16 protein-coding genes are annotated in these 18153 nt (G+C 70.2%); 10 read left to right on the top strand and 6 right to left on the bottom strand.

What is annotated here, in order from left to right:
* The first annotated feature begins 28 nt into the window (after positions 1-28).
* From V7Z98_RS03245 to V7Z98_RS03275, 7 genes are all read left to right on the top strand, one after another.
* Positions 29-1126 (top strand): glycosyltransferase family 9 protein, encoded by a 1098-nt coding sequence (locus tag V7Z98_RS03245; protein ID WP_334156973.1) that lies wholly within the window; start codon positions 29-31, stop codon positions 1124-1126.
* Complete coding sequence (locus V7Z98_RS03250; RefSeq protein ID WP_334156974.1) at positions 1123-2274, top strand: glycosyltransferase family 4 protein; 1152 nt, start codon at positions 1123-1125, stop codon at positions 2272-2274. Before V7Z98_RS03245 ends, V7Z98_RS03250 begins: the two co-directional genes overlap by 4 nt.
* A gap of 52 nt (positions 2275-2326) precedes the next feature.
* On the top strand, positions 2327-3415 hold the full coding sequence (locus tag V7Z98_RS03255; RefSeq protein WP_334156975.1) for a glycosyltransferase: 1089 nt from the start codon (positions 2327-2329) through the stop codon (positions 3413-3415).
* On the top strand, positions 3412-4233 hold the full coding sequence (locus V7Z98_RS03260) for a polysaccharide deacetylase family protein (RefSeq protein WP_334156976.1): 822 nt from the start codon (positions 3412-3414) through the stop codon (positions 4231-4233). Before V7Z98_RS03255 ends, V7Z98_RS03260 begins: the two co-directional genes overlap by 4 nt.
* Positions 4234-4309: 76 nt before the next feature.
* The gene (gene asnB, locus V7Z98_RS03265) at positions 4310-6178 is read left to right on the top strand and encodes an asparagine synthase (glutamine-hydrolyzing) (protein ID WP_334156977.1); all 1869 of its coding nucleotides are present in this window, start codon (positions 4310-4312) and stop codon (positions 6176-6178) included.
* Positions 6178-7305 (top strand): glycosyltransferase family 9 protein, encoded by a 1128-nt coding sequence (locus V7Z98_RS03270; RefSeq protein WP_334156978.1) that lies wholly within the window; start codon positions 6178-6180, stop codon positions 7303-7305. Before asnB ends, V7Z98_RS03270 begins: the two co-directional genes overlap by 1 nt.
* An 11-nt stretch (positions 7306-7316) precedes the next feature.
* Entirely contained in the window at positions 7317-8672 is a 1356-nt protein-coding gene (locus V7Z98_RS03275; RefSeq protein WP_334156979.1) for an O-antigen ligase family protein, read from the top strand.
* A gap of 9 nt (positions 8673-8681) precedes the next feature.
* Here V7Z98_RS03275 and V7Z98_RS03280 read toward each other — a convergent pair whose 3' ends face one another.
* The 6 genes from V7Z98_RS03280 to cobT form a co-directional block, all read right to left on the bottom strand.
* Positions 8682-9737 (bottom strand): glycosyltransferase family protein, encoded by a 1056-nt coding sequence (locus V7Z98_RS03280; RefSeq protein WP_334156980.1) that lies wholly within the window; start codon positions 9735-9737, stop codon positions 8682-8684.
* Positions 9738-9787: 50 nt separating this feature from the next.
* Positions 9788-11599 carry a lipid A export permease/ATP-binding protein MsbA gene (gene msbA / locus V7Z98_RS03285; protein WP_334156981.1) on the bottom strand — a complete coding sequence of 604 codons (1812 nt, stop codon included), beginning with the start codon at positions 11597-11599 and terminating at the stop codon, positions 9788-9790.
* Between the two features lie 69 nt (positions 11600-11668).
* Complete coding sequence (gene rfaQ, locus V7Z98_RS03290) at positions 11669-12859, bottom strand: putative lipopolysaccharide heptosyltransferase III (RefSeq protein WP_334156982.1); 1191 nt, start codon at positions 12857-12859, stop codon at positions 11669-11671.
* A 148-nt stretch (positions 12860-13007) separates the two neighbouring features.
* The gene (locus V7Z98_RS03295; protein ID WP_334156983.1) at positions 13008-13628 is read right to left on the bottom strand and encodes a histidine phosphatase family protein; all 621 of its coding nucleotides are present in this window, start codon (positions 13626-13628) and stop codon (positions 13008-13010) included.
* A 170-nt stretch (positions 13629-13798) separates the two neighbouring features.
* Positions 13799-14599 carry an adenosylcobinamide-GDP ribazoletransferase gene (locus V7Z98_RS03300; RefSeq protein WP_334156984.1) on the bottom strand — a complete coding sequence of 267 codons (801 nt, stop codon included), beginning with the start codon at positions 14597-14599 and terminating at the stop codon, positions 13799-13801.
* A gap of 91 nt (positions 14600-14690) precedes the next feature.
* Complete coding sequence (gene cobT, locus V7Z98_RS03305) at positions 14691-15773, bottom strand: nicotinate-nucleotide--dimethylbenzimidazole phosphoribosyltransferase (protein WP_293263082.1); 1083 nt, start codon at positions 15771-15773, stop codon at positions 14691-14693.
* 81 nt (positions 15774-15854) lie between these two features.
* Here cobT and cobU point away from each other — a divergent pair, with 81 nt between their 5' ends.
* From cobU to V7Z98_RS03320, 3 genes are all read left to right on the top strand, one after another.
* A complete protein-coding gene (gene cobU / locus V7Z98_RS03310; RefSeq protein WP_293263084.1) occupies positions 15855-16493 on the top strand; it encodes a bifunctional adenosylcobinamide kinase/adenosylcobinamide-phosphate guanylyltransferase in 639 nt (212 codons plus the stop codon).
* Positions 16494-16669: 176 nt separating this feature from the next.
* Positions 16670-17824 carry a polyphosphate kinase 2 gene (ppk2, locus tag V7Z98_RS03315; protein ID WP_293263086.1) on the top strand — a complete coding sequence of 385 codons (1155 nt, stop codon included), beginning with the start codon at positions 16670-16672 and terminating at the stop codon, positions 17822-17824.
* Positions 17825-17882: 58 nt separating this feature from the next.
* The gene (locus tag V7Z98_RS03320) at positions 17883-18125 is read left to right on the top strand and encodes an RNA recognition motif domain-containing protein (RefSeq protein ID WP_293263088.1); all 243 of its coding nucleotides are present in this window, start codon (positions 17883-17885) and stop codon (positions 18123-18125) included.
* Positions 18126-18153: the final 28 nt, after the last annotated feature.

Raw genomic sequence — 18153 nt, forward strand, 5'->3', positions numbered from 1 at the left:
AGTGCGCACTGAGCCGCCCCACGCCGCCATGCTTTTCTGGACCCACCACCCCATCTACGACGCCCTGGGCGTCGGTGCCTACCTGAACGACCTGGAGGGCGAATACCGGGCCCTCTCGCCGGGACAGAGGGCCAGGCAACTCAAGCGCGTCGTCGAGCGGGAGTTGCTGCTCCGCCTGACCGGGCAAAAATGGCGCCAGACGAAGCGCCTGCCCGCCGGCACCCGGCGCATCCTGTGGGTGTATGACTGGACCACCTTGGGCGACAGCATCATGGACCTGTCCCAGCGCTTCGCCTTCCCCGACGAGATCGCCATAGACCTGTGCATCACCAAGGGGCCGGCCGAACTGTTCGACGGAGACAGCCGCTTCCGCCACATCTACCGGCGCATCGAGGACTGCCCACGGGACTACGACTTCATCCTGCTCCACTGCATCAGCACCACCTCGATCAAGCTCAAGCTGCGCCACTACCCGCGCCAGCCCTTCGCCACCCTGCTCGACCACCAGCAGGGCGAACGCTACGCCCGCATCGACTTCGCCGCCCTGCGCCTGGAACGCCTGCTGGGCCACCCCCGCCACCCCCCCCTGCCGCCGCGCATTTCCCCGGCGGTGACGGACGGCATCGCCCCCCAGGCCGGACACATCGCCGTCGCCCTGGGCGGCCGGGACGGCCGGCGCCGCTGGCGGGACTGGCCCGGCTTGCTGGACGCCCTGGTCCGGGACTGGCCGCCGACCTCCCCGGAACCCCGCTTCGTGCTGATCGGCAACGGCCCCAGCGCCTGGGACGATCTGGCCGCCATCTCCGCCGGGTTCGTGGAACGCCATTGCACGGTGCGCCTCGACCTGCCCGACTTGGCCGAAGCGGCCCGGGAAATCCAACGCTGCACTCTGTTCATCGGTGCCGACGGCGGCCTCATGCACATCGCCGCGGCCCTGGACAAACCGGGCGTCGCCCTGTTCGCCGAGATACGCCCGGAATGGCGCCTGCTGCCCGGCAACCAGCTCACCCCCCTCTACACCCCCGGCGCCATGGCCGACATTCCCCCAGCGGAAATCGCCGCCACTTTCATCGCCGCAGTCCAGCGCACTACCGCGCCCGCTCCCCAGCTCTCTCATACGCCATGAAGCTCGCCATCGTTCGCCAGCGCTACACCCCCTACGGCGGGGCCGAGCGCTTCGTCAGCCAGGCCCTGGACGCCCTGGCCGGCCAGGGCATCGCCCTGTCCCTGTACACCCGCCAGTGGCCCGGCGGCGAGAGCCTGTTCGCCCCGGTGATCTGCAATCCCTTCTACCTGGGCAGCCTGTGGCGCGACTGGAGCTTCGGCAAGGCGGTGTGCGCCGCCCTGGAACGGGACCGGCCCACCCTGGTGCAATCCCACGAGCGCATCCCCTGCTGCGACATCTTCCGCGCCGGCGACGGGGTGCACCGGGTCTGGCTCGACGAGCGGCGGCGCACCCAGTCCTGGCTGGGGCGGCTGTCGATCGCCCTCAACCCGGCCCACCACTTCCGCCTCGCCGCGGAGCGGCGCCTGTTCGCCAACCCCCGGCTGAAGGCGGTGATCTGCATCTCGGAGATGGTGCGCGAGGAGATTCTCGCCCACTTCTCCATCGCCCCGGACAAGCTCCACGTCATCTACAACGCCGTGGACACCGAACGCTTCTCCCCTGCCCTGACCGAGCACCGGGACGAGGTCCGCGCCCGCTACGGCATTCCCGGCGACGCCATGCTCTACCTGTCGGTCGGCTCGGGCTACGCCCGCAAGGGGGTGGGACCGGCCATCGAGGCCGTCGCCCGCCTGCCGGACAACGCCCACCTGCTGGTGGTGGGCAAGGACAAGCACGCCGCCCGCTACCAGGCGCAGGCCCGGGCCCTCGGCGCCGCCGGCCGGCGCATCCACTTCGCCGGCCCCCAGGTGGACGTGCGCCCCTTCTACGGCGCCGCCGACGCCTTCGTCCTGCCCACCCTCTACGACCCCCTGTCCAACGCCGTGCTGGAGGCCCTGGCCTGTGGCCTGCCGGTGCTGACCAGCACCAAGTGCGGCGCCGGGGAGATCGTCCGGGCCCACCAGGCCGGCTTCCTCTGCGACGCCCGGGACGTGCCGGCCCTGGCCGCCAACATGGTCCGCCTGCTCGATCCGGAGGTGCGCCGGACCTGCGCCGAACGGGCCCGGGCGGCGGCCAAGACCCTGAGCGCCGAAGCCATGACCGGCCGGTTGCTCGACCTGTACCGGTCGCTGCTGCCGGCCGGGGCGGGGGACGCAAAGCCTTTATAATGGCGCGTTTTCCCCTGCCGCCCGGCCCGCCGGCGGCGCCTTGCCCGACGACATGACCCTCAAGATCCTGCACACCGAATCCTCCACCGGCTGGGGCGGCCAGGAACACCGTACCTTCAAGGAGCTGGTGTCCCTGCGCGAACGCGGCCACGCCCTGGAAGTGGCCTGCCGACCCGGTGCCCGCCTGGGCGACCGGGCCGAGGAGGCGGGCTTTACGGTGCACCGCATCGGCATTCGCGGCGGCGCCGACCTGAAGGCAGTGTGGAAGCTGCACCGCCTGCTGCGCCGCGGCCGCTTCGACGTGGTCAACACCCACAGCGGCCACGATAGCCTGGTGGCCGGCCTGGCCGGCCGGCTGGCGGGTACGCCGCTGATCGTGCGCACCCGCCACCTGGCCCTGGCGGTGACCTCCCTGGCCACCTACAAGTGGCTGCCCCACAAGGTGGTGGCGGTGAGCGACTGGGTGCGCCGCTACCTGGTGTCGGTGGGGGTGCCGGAACAGGACGCAGTGACGGTCTACACCGGCATCGTCCCGCCGCCCCCGGTGGAGCGCTCCACCCTGCGCGACGAGCTGGGCCTGACCGAGGACGACATCCTGATCGGCACCGTGGCCATCCTGCGCTTCGAGAAGGGCCACAAGGAACTGATCGACGCCGCCATCCCCCTGCTCGCCGAACGGCCCAAGGTGCACCTGGTGTTCGCCGGCGACGGCCCGATCTACGACCGGCTGGTGGCCTACATCGGCGAAAAAGGGCTGAGCGACCGGGTGCACCTGCTCGGCCTGCGCCGCGACATCCCCAACGTCCTGGCCGGCATCGACTTCTTCGCCCTGGCCACCTGGCAGGAAGCCCTGGGCACCTCCTATATCGAGGCCATGGCCGCCGGACGGGCGGTGATCGGCACGGCGGTGGACGGGGTGCCCGAAGTGATCCAGGACGGCGTCAACGGCCTGCTCGTGCCGGCCAAGGACGAGGCCGCCCTGACCCGCGCCCTGTACACCCTGGCGGACGACCCGGAACTGCGTCGCCGCTTCGGCGCCGCCGGCCTGGAAATCACCCGCACCCGCTTCAGCGTGGCCACCATGGCCGCCGAGATGGAAGCCTTCTACCTGCGCAGCCTGGCGGAAAGGCACGGCCGATGAAACCCGCCCGCTCGGTCCCTGTGCTGATGTACCACCACGTTTCCCCCTCGCCGGGGCTGGTGACCATCACGCCGGAGCACTTCGCCGACCAAATGCGCGGCCTGGCCGCCGCCGGCTACCGGACCCTGTCCGCCGCCGAGTTCTCCGCCTACCTGGCCGGCGCCCCGGTGCCGGACAAGTCGGTGCTGCTGACCTTCGACGACGGCTACCTGGACAACTGGGTCTACGCCCATCCGGTGCTCGAGGAACTGGGGCAGAAGGCGGTGATGTTCGTCGTCACCGACTGGATCAAGGACGGTCCGGTGCGTTCCCACGCCGGCGCGGCCGCTGGCGACGCCCTGCCCGCCACCCCCGAGCACAACGCCTGCAAGGCGGCCATCGCCGCCGGCCGCGCCGACGAGGTGATCGTGCGCTGGAGCGAAATCGAGGCCATGCGCGCCGCCGGCACCTTCGAATTCCACAGCCACACCCATACCCACACCCGCTGGGACAAAGCTAGCCCCGACGCCGCCGCCAAGCGCGCCGGCTTGGCCGACGACCTGGCCCGCGCCCGGACCACCCTGGCCGAGCGATTGGGCGCCGTCAGCGACCACCTGTGCTGGCCCCAGGGCTATTTCGACGACGACTACCTGGCAGTAGCCAATGCCGCCGGATTCCGCCACCTGTACACCGTGCGCCCCGGCCCCAACCGCCCCGGCGACGACCCGGGCCACATCCACCGGGTGGTGATCAAGGACAAGCCCGCCGCCTGGCTGAACAGCCGGCTGTGGCTGTACCGCAAGCCGCGCCTGGCCGCCTGGTATTCCCGGGGCCGCTGAGCCCGCCCCCCATGCCTAACCCCTCCCACCGCGTTACCCGCGCCCCGGCCCTGCCGCCGGGCCAAGGAGGCCGCTGATGTGCGGCATCGCCGGCTTCGTCGGCACCCGGCCGATCGCCCCCGCCGCCCGGCGCGCCATGCTGGCCGCCCTGGCCACCCGGGGGCCGGATGCCGCCCATGAAGCGGCATGGCGCGACGGCGCGCCGGTGAGCCCGGAGCAGCCCGCCGACGCCGCCCTGCTCCACGCCCGCCTGGCGATCCGCGACCCGCGCCCGGTGGCCGACCAGCCCATGGTCAGCGACGACGGTGACGTCTGGCTCTGCTACAACGGCGAGGTCTACGGCTGGGAGTCGGAAGCAGCGGAACTCAAGGCCCAGGGCGCCGTGTTCCGCACCACCTCGGACACCGAGTTCATCCTGCACGCCTACCGGGCCTTCGGCTTTCCCGCCCTGCTCGACCACCTGCGTGGCATGTTCGCCCTGGCCATCTACGACCGCCGTGCCGGTCGCCTCGGCCACCTCTACCTGGCCCGGGACCGGATGGGCCTCAAGCCCCTGGTCTACGGCCTGCGCCCGGACGGACTGGCCTTCGGCTCCACGGTGCGGGCGGTGCTGCCCTGGCTACCCCCGGAGGCCCGGGAGTTCAGCCCCGAGGCCATCGACGCCTACCTGGCCCACCGCTACGTGCCGGCGCCCCACACCATCTTCGCCAACCTGCAGCGCCTGGAAAACGGCCACTACCTGAGCTACGACCTGGCCACCGGCCGGGCCGACAAGGTGCGCTACTGGTCCCTGCCCTCCGCCCAGCCCGGCGCCGCCCCGGTGGCCGCCGACGAGGCCCTGGACGAGCTGCGCCAGGCGGTGGACCTGCGCACCGTGGCCGACCGCCCCCTGGGCGTGTTCCTCTCGGGCGGCATCGACTCCAGCGCCATCGCCAGCATCCTCGCCACCGGCGGCCACGCCGACCTGGGCACCTACACCGCCGCCTTCCCCGGCTCGTCCTTCGACGAAAGCCGCGACGCCGGTGAGATCGCCGCCGCCCTGGGGCTGAAGAACCTGGCCATCCCGGTGCCCACCCGGCTGGACGACCACTTCGCCCGCATCGTCGCCGACCTGGACGAACCCTTCGCCGACCCCTCCAGCTTCCCCACCTGGTTCCTCGCCCGGGAGACGGTCAAGCACGTCACCGTGGTCCTGGGCGGTGACGGGGGCGACGAAATCTTCGCCGGCTACAAGCGCCACGCCAAGCACATGCGCACCCATTGGCGCGCCGGCCTGCGCCTGCCGCTGCCTCCGGCCGCATCCCTCACCGGCAAAAGCTGGGGCAAGTTGAGCGACGAGGCCCGGCTCCCCTGGGCCACGGCCTACACCCTGCGCTTTTCCGGCTTCACCCCGGCCCAGCGGCGCCATCTCGAAACCCGCGCGCCGGCCCGGGAGGTGTGGTGGCGACCCGCCGACAGCGCCCCCGCCGCACCGCTCGAACAGCTGCTCGCCCTCGACTTCGCCAACACACTGCCCGAGTACATCCTGCGCAAGGCCGACCTGTGCACCATGGCCCACGGCCTGGAAATGCGGGCGCCCCTGCTCGACCACCGCTGGCTGGAAAAGCTGGCCGGCGTCGCCGCCGCCGAGCACTTCACCCGGCCGGCCAAGAGCTTGCTCGCCCGGGTGATGGAACCCCTGGCGCCGCTGCGCCTGTTCGAGCGCAAGAAGCGAGGCTTCAACCCGCCCCTGACCGACTGGTTGCGGGACGACCTGCGCGCCCGCCTCGACGGCCTGGGCGAGCGCCTGGCCGCCCGCACCGACGGGCAGTTGCGCGCCGACGCAGTCCAGTCCCTGGCCCTGGCCTACTACGGTGGCGCCCGCCACCTCGCCGAGCAGCTGTTGCAGCTGTACATCCTGGACGAGAGCCTGGGCCAGCTCGACGCCCTGCGGAAGGCCGCCTGATGGCCCTCATCAACTCCCGCAATTCCCGGGTCCCCGGCCGCCTGCTCGTCGCCCTGTTGCTGCTGTGGCGCCTCCCCGCCCTGCTGTGGCCGCGCCGTCGCCCCGCCACGGTCCGCCGGGTACTGGTGCTACACCATCTGCTGCTCGGCGACACCGTGATGCTGGCGGGCCTGCTGGCCAAGCTGCGCCAGCGTTACCCGGACGCGGTCATCGACCTGGCCACCCCGGCCGCCACCGTGCCCCTGTTCACCGGCCGCCCCTATGGCGTGCACGCCCACCCCTTCAACCCGCGGGCCGTGGCCACCCTGTGGGCGTTGATCCGTCTGCCACGCCCGGACCTAGTGGTAATCCCTGCTGAGAATCGTTATTCCCTCCTGGCCCGGGCCCTGGGGGCCCGCTGGGTGGTGGCCTTCGAAGGCGACAGCCCGGCCTGGAAGAACTGGCTGGTGGACGACCTTCGCCCCTACCCGGCCGAGCCCACCGCCTGGCCGGACATGGCCGCCTCCCTGGTCGACGGCCCGCCCCCGCCGCCGTTCCGCGCCGCCGACTGGCCGGCCCCGCCGTGCCGCCCCTTCGACCTGCCCCAGGCCCCCTACTGCGTCCTGCACGTCGGGGCCAGTTCGCCCCTGCGCCACTGGACACCGGCCAACTGGCTGGCCGTGGCCGACTGGCTGCACGGCCAGGGCTACCAGGTGGCCTGGAGCGGCGGCAAGGGCGAGGAGGAACTGGTGCGCCAGTGCGACCCGGAGGGCCGCTACCCGTCCTACGCCGGCCAGCTCGACTTGGCCCAACTGTGGCACCTGCTGGCCCATGCCGCCCTGCTGGTCTCCCCCGACACCGGCGTTGCCCACCTGGGCAAGGCCGCCGGCGCCCCCTGCGTCACCCTGTTCGGCCCCGGCTCGGCCCTGATCTACGGCCCCGGCCAGTTCTGGGCCGGCCATCCCTACCGGGCAGTGACCATCGACCCCTTCCCCTGCCGCGACGGCAAGATGCTGTTCGAGCGCACCTTCGTCCCCTGGGTGCGCCACTGCGCCCGCCCCCCGTCCCAATGCGCCTCGCCGCGCTGCATGCTGGCCCTGACCGTGGACATGGTGCAGACGGCCTGTCGGGACGTTCTGCAATCCTGACCTTTGCCCCCATGAACGCTCTCCGCTTCAACCGTTCGGACTACACCATGCTCGTGCTGGCCGGCCTGCTGATGTTCGTCTGGTCGCTGCCGGACATGATCGCCTTGCGCATCGGCCTGGCCGTCCTGCTGCTCAGCCTGGGACTGTGGAAAAGCCGCGGCCCCGCCTGGCCGGACATCCGCCGTGCGTTCCAGGCCAACGGCACGGTGTGGGGGTTATATCTGCTGCTGACCGGCTGGATCATCGTCCAAGCCCTGCTGTTCGCTTTACACCGCGACATCGCGCTCAAGGAAATCTGGGGGCAATGGATCCGAAGTGGACTCACCGGCCTGGCGGGCTTTCTTCTCGCCGTGCACATCCTGCGCAACCGCCCTCACCTCGGCGGCCCGATCCTGGCACTGACCATGGCCCTGGTTCTCGCGTCCCAGGTGCTCATCCACGATGCGGACACCCTCTGGCGCTGGTGGCATGAGGGGCAATTCCCCTTCCAGCAAACGCGGCTGGTTCACAACCGCAGCTTCCTCAGCTTCGTGACCAACCTGTTGCTGGGCTTCCTGTGCGCGGAAACCATGGCGCGGCTACTGTACCGCCACCGCTACCTGCCCATTCGCAGCCCCTGGCTGGCTGCGCTGTTCCTGGCCTGCTTTTTCGCCACCTATGCCCTGGGCACCCGCAATGGAACCCTCGGCGTGCTCGGCTTGCTGATCTCCAGCGCCATCGTGCTGCTGATCGGCAAGCGTAGGGAAATCCACTGGGTTCGCCTCGCGTGCATCGCGCTGCTGGCCGGCAGTGCGATCTCCTGGTTCGGCTGGATCACCTTCAAGTCCGACGCCCGCTGGAACAACTTCCTCGCCACCATCCCGATCGCCCTGGATACCGAGCATCAGGATGCGTGGAAAAACCCGGACCTGCCGTTCCCCCAATTGCCCGACGGCTCCACGGCGGAAGAATCGGCCTACTTGCGCCTGGCCTGGGGCAAGGAGGCCGTCAAAGCCATCGTACACAACCCCCTGGGGGTCGGATTCGGCCGGAGCGCCTTCGGCCAGGCAATGCAGCAGGAACATCCGGATTACACCTCCACCGTACATTCCCACAGCGGCATTCTCGACTTCACCGTCGGCGTCGGCTTTCCCGGCCTGATCCTCTGGCTCGCGTTCATCGGCGCCTTGGCGGCCAAGGGATGGCGGGCCTTTTTCAGGAACCAGAATCCAGCGGGACTGCTGTTGCTTTTCCTTGTGACCGGCTATTGCGCCCGTGGCGTGGTGGACAGCAACATCCGCGACCACATGCTCGAACAGTTCATGTTCCTGGCGCTGCTCGTCGGCACACTGGCCAGCGAAGACGAACGAGCCGCACTGCCCGCCTAGGCTAAAGGGCTAGAGGGGCGTTTCCGCCAGAGCCGCCAGGCTGGGGTTGCCGATGAAGCCCTGCTTGCTCTTCCAGTACAGGGTAAAGCGCAGTATTTTCTCGGCCCGGTGCGTATAGCAGTGCTGCTTCATCACCCGTGCATAGGCGGCTTCGGCAACTTGCCGCGTCTGATCGAAGTTGGCGACGTGGAATTTGATCTTCTCGATGCAGTCGCTGAGATTGGCAAACCAGGCCCACTCTTCGCCGTCGACGAAGTCATCCAGGGCGTGAGCCCGCTCGTCGCTCAGCAGGAAGCCGCCGCAGGCCGGAATGCCGTAGCAGCGCTCCGGCAAGCCCCAACTGAAGGGCTGGCCGTTGTACCCGCCCTGGTAGCGGACGTCGCAGCCGGCAAAAAAGCTCAGGTTGATGATTGATTTCTGGATAAGTTCGCGCTGAGCGGCAACTGGGGTGTCCTGGTCGCCAAAGAAATAGCGCAGATTCAACGCATCAAGCGCCGGCTTGAGGCGCTCGACGAACTCGGCACGGAACTTCGTCTCCGGATAACGCTTGGGATCGATACGGCCGAAGAAGGAGACGTCGTAGTCGTAGCGCGACCGGTCGCGCAGACCCTCCAGAGTCGCCTCGCCCAGGTTATAGCGCTCCACCCAGGCCGCATTCGGCAGGTACAGCACTTCCTCGGCAAACTTGCCCGCATCCTGCAAGGTATGGGTGGCGTAGGCATCCATGAAAGAGACATGCTTCAGCAGCCAGATACGCCAGGCCTTGTCCCCCATGTGGGAGGGACCATCCCGGTCCCAGAAGATCACCGGCGCACCGAGCCGGTTGATCGCCTTCTTGATCGCCAGCGCCCGCAGGGGGCGCTTGATGTCAATGTGGGCGTTGGTGATGCACGCGACCACGCTGCCCTTCGCCAGTTGCCCCAGCCGCTCCGCGCTCGGATCCTCCAGGACCGTGTAGCCGAATTTTTCGAAGGCCTGGACCAGGGGCGCCATGTTCCAACAGCCGCGGAAGATCACGGTGGTGCCGTTGACGGCAGAGCGGGATTGATCGGGGAAGGTATGCACGAAAATTTTGTCTCGGCGTGGGTAGAGATCAGGAGCAGTCGCGTCGCGGCTTAGAGCGGCAAGACGTCGGCACCGCTTTCATCAATGACCAACTGGTTGCGGTAAAGCGCAGCGTAGGCTCCGTTCTTGGCCAGCAACTCGGCATGGCTGCCCTGCTCGACGATGCGGCCCCGGTTGAGCACCACGATCTGGTCGGCCCGTTCGATGGTGGACAGGCGGTGGGCGATCACCAGGGTGGTGCGGCCTTCCATCAGGGTATCCAGGGCGGCCTGGACGGCGCGCTCGGATTCGTTGTCGAGGGCCGAGGTGGCCTCGTCCAGGATCAGGATCGGGGCGTTCTTGAGCAGGGCCCGGGCGATCGCCAGGCGCTGGCGCTGGCCGCCGGATAGGCGCACGCCGTTCTCGCCGATCAGGGTATCGAAACCGTCGGGCAGGGCCTCGATGAATTCCAGGGCATGGGCGGCCCGGGCGGCGGCGCGGATGTCCTCCGGCGAGGCGCCACGCAGGGTGCCGTAGGCGATGTTGGCGGCGATGGTGTCGTTGAACAGCAGCACTTCCTGGCTGACGTAGGCGATGTGCCGGCGCAGCCCGGTCAGCGAATAGTTCTGCAGGTCCAGGCCGTCGAGCAGGATCTGGCCCGAGGTCGGGGCAAAGAAGCGCGGCAGCAGGGTGGCCAGGGTCGACTTGCCCCCGCCGGACTGGCCCACCAGGGCCACGGTCTGGCCTCGCTCCACCGCCAGGGTCACGTCCTGGAGAGCATCCCGCTCGGCGCCGGGATAGCGGAAGGTGACGTGGCGGAAATCGATGCGTCCGTCCACCGCGGCCGGCGCCGCCGTGCCCTCGTCCTGCTCCTCAGCCTCGTCGAGCAGGGCGAAGACGCTTTCGGCGGCAGCCAGGCCGCGCTGCAGGGGAGCATTGACGTCGGCCAGGTGCTTGAGCGGCGCCAGCAGCATCAGCATGGCGGTGATGAAGGAGACGAAACTGCCCACCGTGGTGTGGCCGCTGTCCGACTGCTTGAGGGCGACGAACACCACCACCGACACGGCGATGGCGGCGAACAGCTGGGTGATCGGCGTGGTGGCCGCGGCGGCCACGTTGGCGCGCATGTTGTAGCGGCGCAGGGCCTGGTTGGCGGCGGTGAAGCGCTCCAGCTCCTGGGGTTCGCCGCCGAAGATCTTGATCACCCGGTTGCACAGGGCGCTTTCCTGGAGGATCTGGATCATGTGCGCCATGCCGCGCTGGGAGTCGCGGCCGGCGCGGCGCAGACGCCCGGAGAAGGCCTTGACCACCACCGCCACGGTGGGGATCAGGATGAAGCACACCAGGGTCAGCTCCCAGTTCAGCCAGAACAGCCAGATCAGCAGCCCGATGACGGTCATGGAATCCTTGACGATGGTCACCACCGCGTCGGTGGCCGCCGCCGCCACCCCAGACACGTCGTAGGCGATCTTGGTCATCGGCACGCTGGACGAGTTCTGCTGGAAGTAGCCCACCGGCAGGCGTACCAGCTTGGCGTACATCGCCTGGCGGATGTCGGTCACCACCTTCTGGGACACCCAGGCGAAACCGTAGGACGACAGATAGTTGAAGATGCCGCGCAGGATGAACACGCCGACGATGCCGGCGGGAATCCACAGGGGGTTCGTGAACGCCTCGGCCTTGTCCTTGGACGCTGCGGCAAAGCCCTGGTCGAGCATGGGCTTGAGCAGAGCCGGGAAGAGAGGCTCGGTGGCCGCGGTGATGGCCGTCGCCAGCAGGGCCAGGGCGATCGCCCGCCAGTAGGGGCGGACGTAGCCCAGCAGGCGGAAATAGACGTCGCGGCTGGCGCTGAAGGAAGGCTTGGAGTCGGAGGAATTGGCCATGGGCAAGAAGCGGCGGATGGTCGTGGTCGGCAGGTTATGAGGTAAGCGGTAGACGTCGGGACTTAGGCGCTAGCGCCAGCTTCCCTCGGCTTCGGCAAGCAGGGCGTCCAGGGCGGCGAAGACGTTTTCCGGGGTCAGGGACACCAGGCAGTCGCTCACCTTGCCGCCGCCGCAGCCGTCGATGCCGCAGGGCCGGCAGGGGTGGCGGGTGCTGGCCACCACCCGGTGGGGCACGGCGCGGCCGGCGCCGCTGATCGGCCAGGGGCCCCATTCCTTGTCGCCGGAGGGGCCGAACAGGGCCACCGCCGGGGTGCCCATGGCGGCGGCGATGTGCATCGGCGCCGAATCGACACCGACGAAGGCTCGGGCCTGGGCGGTCAGGGCGGCCAGCTCCTTGAGGGAAAGCTGGCCCGACAGGTCGAGCACCCGCCCCGGCGCGTCGGCGAGGCCCGCCGGCAAGCCGGCGCGGATGGCCTGGACCAGCCCCTGTTCGGCGGGGGACGGGGCGCCGGTGAACACCACGTGGGTGCCCCGGGCCAGCAGCCGGGCGGCCAGATCGATCCAGCCGTCCAGGGTCCAGCCCTTGAACATCCAGCGCGACGCCGGGTGGATCTGCACGAAGTTCCCCGGCGCCAGGCCGGCTTCGGCCAGCAACCCGGCCACCCGGGCGTCCGCCGCGGCGCCGGGCACCAGCACCACGCCCCGTTCCGCCGGCACCGGATAGACGCCGATGCGGCGCAGGAAATCCAGGTTGCGCTCGACGGTGTGGCGCAGGGCATTGCTCGGCGCCTCGACGAAATGGCTGAAGCTGCGCTTCCAACTGCCGCCCCGGCCCTTGACCTTGGGCGCCACCCCGTAGCGGGCGCCGCACAGGCGGGTGATCCAGGCGCCACGGCGGTGTTCGGTGAGGTGCAGCACCAGGTCGTAGCGCCGCCCGCGCAGGGTACGCAGCAGGCCCCATTCGGCGCCCAGCTGGCCCAGGGGGCCGAGCTTCTTCCAGGCGCGGTCGATGGTGTGCAGTTGGGCGATGGCCGGGTGGCCGGCGAGCATCTCCCGGGTGTCGGCGTAGACCAGGGCGTCGATCTCGGCGCGGGGCGCGGCGGCCTTGAGCACCGAGAAGACCGGGGACGAGAGCAGCACGTCGCCGTGGTGGCGCAGCTTGATCACCAGCACCCGCCGCACCTCGTGCAGAGGCACCGGGTCGGGGACCCGGGCGGTGAAGGACAAGGGGGTGGCGGAGGTGACGGGAGACGCGCTCATGGCCGCGCATTCTACCGTGCCACGCCCCGGAACACCGGGGAAAAGACCGGAAACGGGGCGGAGAACGGCGGGAAACGCCATAAAAGTAGGCCCCGGCGCCAACCCCGGCATGGTTGCGGCGAGGGCCGCCCCGGGCCGGTGCTGGCGGTCAGCGGTTCAAGGCCAGCAGTCGGGGCGGCGCTCCCGCCACCAGGGGCCATTCCACCAGGGTCACGGCGGCGAAATCCACCTGGAGGCGGAACCAGTCGGCGGGGGCGATGCCCAGCACGGCCCCCACCAGGGCGCGGACCACGCCGCCGTGGGTGACCACCACCCGGTCGGCGGCCGCTCCCTGGGCGGCGTCGTGGTCCCGGGCCTCGGCGGCCAGGTCGTCGAGCCATTCCAGCACCCGGCCCTGGAGCATGCGCGCCGATTCCCCGGCGGGCGGGGCGAAATCGCTGATGTCCTCGGCCCAGGCGGTCAGGGGTTCTGCACCGATGTCCTCCCAGGTGCGCCCTTCCCAGGTGCCGAAGGCCATCTCCATCAGGCGGGGGTCCACCGCCGGCTCCGGATGCAGCGCCCGGGCCAGGGCCAGGCAGCGCGAAAGGGGGCTGGAATAGACCGGCACGGGCAACGCCGCCGCCGGCAGCAGGGGGCGCAGCCGCGCGGCAGCATCGGCCGGCGAGGCGGCCAGGGGCACGTCGCTCTGGCCGTAGCAAATGCCCGGCGGAGCAGCCACCGCCGGGTGGCGGATCAGGTGGAGGCGCAAAGGGGCCGGAACTGCGGTCATGGGTGCTGCCTACGATTCATCGAATTTCGTCATGAATGATGCCGGCCGGCGGGTCAATCGCCAAATCCGGCGCGGACCTTTGTCTTTTTGGCGCTAAAAGCACATGCGTTTCATGCATGAATCATGCTCCAGGCCGGTGCGGCACCGTCGCCGGGCGCGCGCCGCCTCCGTCAGACGGCCGGCCAACGGGCCAGCAGCCCCAGGTAGAAGGCCAGTTCGCTCGCCTGCTGAACCGCCCCCAGGCAGTCGCCGGTATAGCCCCCCAGGTTGCGCCGCATCAGCCGCACCAGCCAGGCGGTGGCGAGCAGGGCCAAGGCCAGGGCTGGCAGCAGGGGCAGCGGCGGGGCCAGCAGGCACCACAGCCCCAGGCCCGCGGCGGCGAACAGGCCGGCTAACGCAAGGGCGGCGGGGGACATGCGGGCGGCCACGGGGCGGGCCTTGCTCGCGCCATTGCCCCCGGCCGCGCCATCGCCGCGCACGTAGTCGAGCAGCGCCATCAGGGCGCCGCTGCAAAAGCGCGACACGGCGTGGCCGGCCACCAGGGCCGCCGGCACCCAGGCGGCGGGCAGCAGCGACAGCAGGGTGGCCTTGCCGGCCAGGGCCAGGATCAGGGCGGTGACGCCGTAGCTGCCGACCCGGGAGTCCTTCATGATTTCCAGGATGCGCTCCCGGGTCCAGCCGCCGCCGAAGCCATCGGCCATGTCCGACAGGCCGTCCTCGTGGAAGGCGCCGGTGGCGTAGAGGGTCGCCGCCATCGACAACAGCACCGCCACCGGCTGGGGCCACACCAGGGCGGCCAGCCAGAACACGGCGGCGCCGATGCCGCCCACCACCAGCCCCACGGCGGGAAAGTAGCGGGGCGCGGCGTCGAGCAGCTCCGCCGAATGCCCCACCCAGGCCGGCACCGGCAGACGGGTGAAGAAGCGCACGGCGGCAAAGAAGCAGGCGAGTTCGCGGACCAGCAGGCGCATAAAGGATGGGCGTGCGAAATAGGTGACGATTAGGTGACGAGCCGACGGGGGATTTCACGCGCCCGGCGGGCGGGCAATCCCCATTGCTCGATTACTCGGTATCGCCGTCCGGCGCACCGTCCTTGTCGCTGACGCCGGCGGACTCGAAGCTCGCCATGTCGTTGAGGAAGGCCACGGCGGCCCGCACCATCGGCCAGGCCAGGGCGGCGCCGGTGCCTTCGCCCAGGCGCAGGCCCAGGTCGATCAGGGGACGGGCGTTGAGGGCCGCCAGCTGGGCGGCGTGGCCCGGTTCGGCGGAACAGTGGCAGAACACGCAGTAGTCGCGCAGGGCCGGTTGCAGGCGGATCGCCGCCAGGGCGGCGCTGCCGACGATGAAGCCGTCCACCAGCACCACCATGCGCTTGGCGGCGGCGGCCAGCATGGCGCCGGCCATCTGCACCACCTCGAAACCGCCGAAGGCGGCCAGCACGTCCAGGGGATCGTCGCCGCCGCCGGACTGGCGGTAGCGCTCCAGGGCGGTGGCGAGCAGGGCCTGCTTGCGCGCCAGGCCGGCGTCGTCCAGGCCGGTGCCGCGGCCGACACAATCCGCCAGGGGCGCGCCGGTCAGGCAGTGGGTGATCAGGGAGGCGCTGGCGGTGTTGCCGATGCCCATCTCGCCAAAGCCGACCACGTTGCAGCCCTTGGCCGCCAGGTCGGCCACCAGGGCGGCACCGGCGCCCAGGGCCTCGTCGCGCTGGGCCGGGGTCATGGCCGGGCCTTCCAGGTAATTGGCGGTGCCCGGGGCGATCTTGGCCGAGACGAAGGCCACGCCGTTGCCGCCCCGCTCGCCGCCGAAGTCGTGGGCTACACCGGCATCCACCACGGTCAGCCCCAGGCCGTTGGCCTTGGCGAAGACATTGATGGCGGCACCGCCGGCGAGGAAATTCTCCACCATCTGCCAGGTCACGTCCTGGGGATAGGCCGACACGCCGGCCTTGGCCGCGCCATGGTCGCCGGCGAACACCGCCACGTGGGGCGCGCCCAGGGAGGGGGTCAGGGTCTGCTGGATCAGGCCGATCTGCAAGGCCAGCTCCTCCAGCTGGCCGAGGGCGCCGAGGGGCTTGGTCTTGCGGTCGATCTTGGCGCGCAGGGCGGGAACCAGAATGCGGTCGGGGGCGTGGACGGTGGGCAGCATGGGGAACTCGAAACGGAGGAATGGTGGATGCGGCAAAGGGCGGGATTCTACTCCCCCACCCCCATGCTACCCTGACGCCCCATGAGCCTTTCCGCCCCCCCTTCTCCCCCCTTTCCCCCCCCGGCCCCTCCCGTTTCCGCGACCGCCGGCCTGCACGAGCTGGTGGTGGGCGGCGCCCGCTCCGGCAAGAGCGCCTACGCCGAAGGCCAGGCGCTGGCCTGGCAGGGCCAGGCTCCCGGCCGCCGGGTGGTGGTGGTGGCCACCGCCGAGGCCCGGGACGACGAGATGCGGGCGCGCATCGCCCGCCACCGGGCCGTCCGCCCGGCGGACTGGCAGGTGGTGGAGGAACCCCTGGAGCTGGCCGGGGCCCTGGCCCGCCACGCCGCCCCGGACGTCTGCCTGGTGGTCGATTGCCTCACCCTGTGGCTGACCAACCTGTTGTTCACCGGCCGGGCCGCCGCCCAGGCCGAGGCCGGCGAGGCGGTGGACTGCCCCCTCTTCCGCGGCCAGATGGACGCCCTGCTGGCGGCGCTGCCGACCCTGCCCGGGCGCATCCTGCTGGTATCCAACGAAGTGGGCTGGGGCATCGTGCCGATGGGTGCCTCCACCCGGCTGTTCACCGACGAGCAGGGCCGCCTCAACCAGTGGGTCGCCCAGGCCTGCGACGCGGCCACCCTGGTGGCCGCGGGCTGCCCCGTGGCGCTGAAACGCCCGGTCTGAGCCGGCCGGCGCATAGTCGATACGCTGCCGCCCTCCGGCCGCGCCTCACGCTTGGTAGGAAAAAGCGCACAAAAAACACACCAAAACCCACAGCAACGGTATGGGTTCATGCCGGCGGCACGGACTACAATGGCCCGGCAGTGTCCTTTCACCGTGAGCCACAGGAGTTTTGCCGCATGGAAGCCGACAACAACAAGAAAACCCCCTCTCCCCGTTCCCGCAAGCCCGTCGGCGCCGAGGCCCCGCGCCGCGCCAGCGCCGGCGACACCGCCCCGGCCCTGACGCCCCAAGCCATCGAGCGTTTCGAAGTGGGCCAGGCCATCGCCGCCGCCGAGAACGCCAAGGTCACCGCCGTCAGCGACATCCTCAAGGCCGCCGCCCGCCAGACCGACGGCAAGGTGTCCCAGACCCTGGAAGCCATCCTGGCCGGCGCCTCCCCCGACGACATCGAGGCCCTGCGCGCCACCCTGCTGTCGGCCAGCACCCAGCAGCCGACGGCCTCGCCGGACGACGAGCTGTCGGAACACTGGCGCCTGGGCGGCTACCCCTACAAGAACCTGATGTCGCGCAAGAACTACGAGCGGCAGAAGTACCGCCTGCAGGTGGAGCTGCTCAAGCTCCAGGCCTGGGTCAAGGAGACCGGCCAGCGGGTGGTGATCCTGTTCGAAGGCCGCGACGCCGCGGGCAAGGGCGGCACCATCAAGCGCTTCATGGAGCACCTCAACCCCCGGGGCGCCCGGGTGGTGGCCCTGGAGAAGCCCTCCGAGGTGGAAAAGGGCCAGTGGTACTTCCAGCGCTACATCCAGCACCTGCCCACCGCCGGCGAGATCGTCCTGTTCGACCGTTCCTGGTACAACCGGGCCGGGGTCGAGAAGGTGATGAGCTTCTGCGACGGCGACGAGTACAACGAATTCATGCGCCAGTGCCCGGAATTCGAGCGCAACCTGGCGCGCAGCGGCATCCACGTCATCAAGTTCTGGTTCTCGGTGAGCCGGGCCGAGCAGCGCCGCCGCTTCAAGGAACGGGAGAACCATCCGCTCAAGCAGTGGAAGCTATCCCCCATCGACCTGGCCTCCCTCGACAAGTGGGACGACTACACCAAGGCCAAGGAAGCGATGTTCTTCTACACCGACACCGCCGATTCACCCTGGACGGTGGTCAAGTCGGACTGCAAGAAGCGGGCGCGCCTCAACGCCCTGCGCTACGTGCTGCACAAGCTGCCCTACGCCAAGAAGGACCTGGAGCGCATCGGCCCCCTGGACCCGCTCATCGTCGGCCGCGCCAACGTGGTCTACGAGACCGGCGAAAAGGACGACGCTCCCCTGCTCTAACCCGGCCCGCCGGGGCGGCGCCAAGCCGTCCCGGCGGCCCGCAGCGAAAGGAGGCCCCATGGCCAAGCTCTGTCTGGGCGGTTTTCCCCCCGACGCCAGCCCCGACGACATCCGCGCCGGGTTGGAACGCTACGGCGAAGTCGTCGCCGTGACCCTGATCACCGAAGGCAACCCGGACAAGCCCCTGGCGATGGTCGAGTTCGCCATGGACCCGATCAGCCTGCACGACTTGGCGGTGCGCCTGGACGGCCTGTGGCACGACGGCCAGTTCCTGCGCGTGTTCACCATGCTGCGCGACTGAGCGCGGCACCCACCGCATTGCTCACGGC

The sequence above is a fragment of the Oryzomicrobium sp. genome (assembly GCF_036820405.1).
Taxonomy (GTDB): Bacteria; Pseudomonadota; Gammaproteobacteria; order Burkholderiales; family Rhodocyclaceae; genus Oryzomicrobium.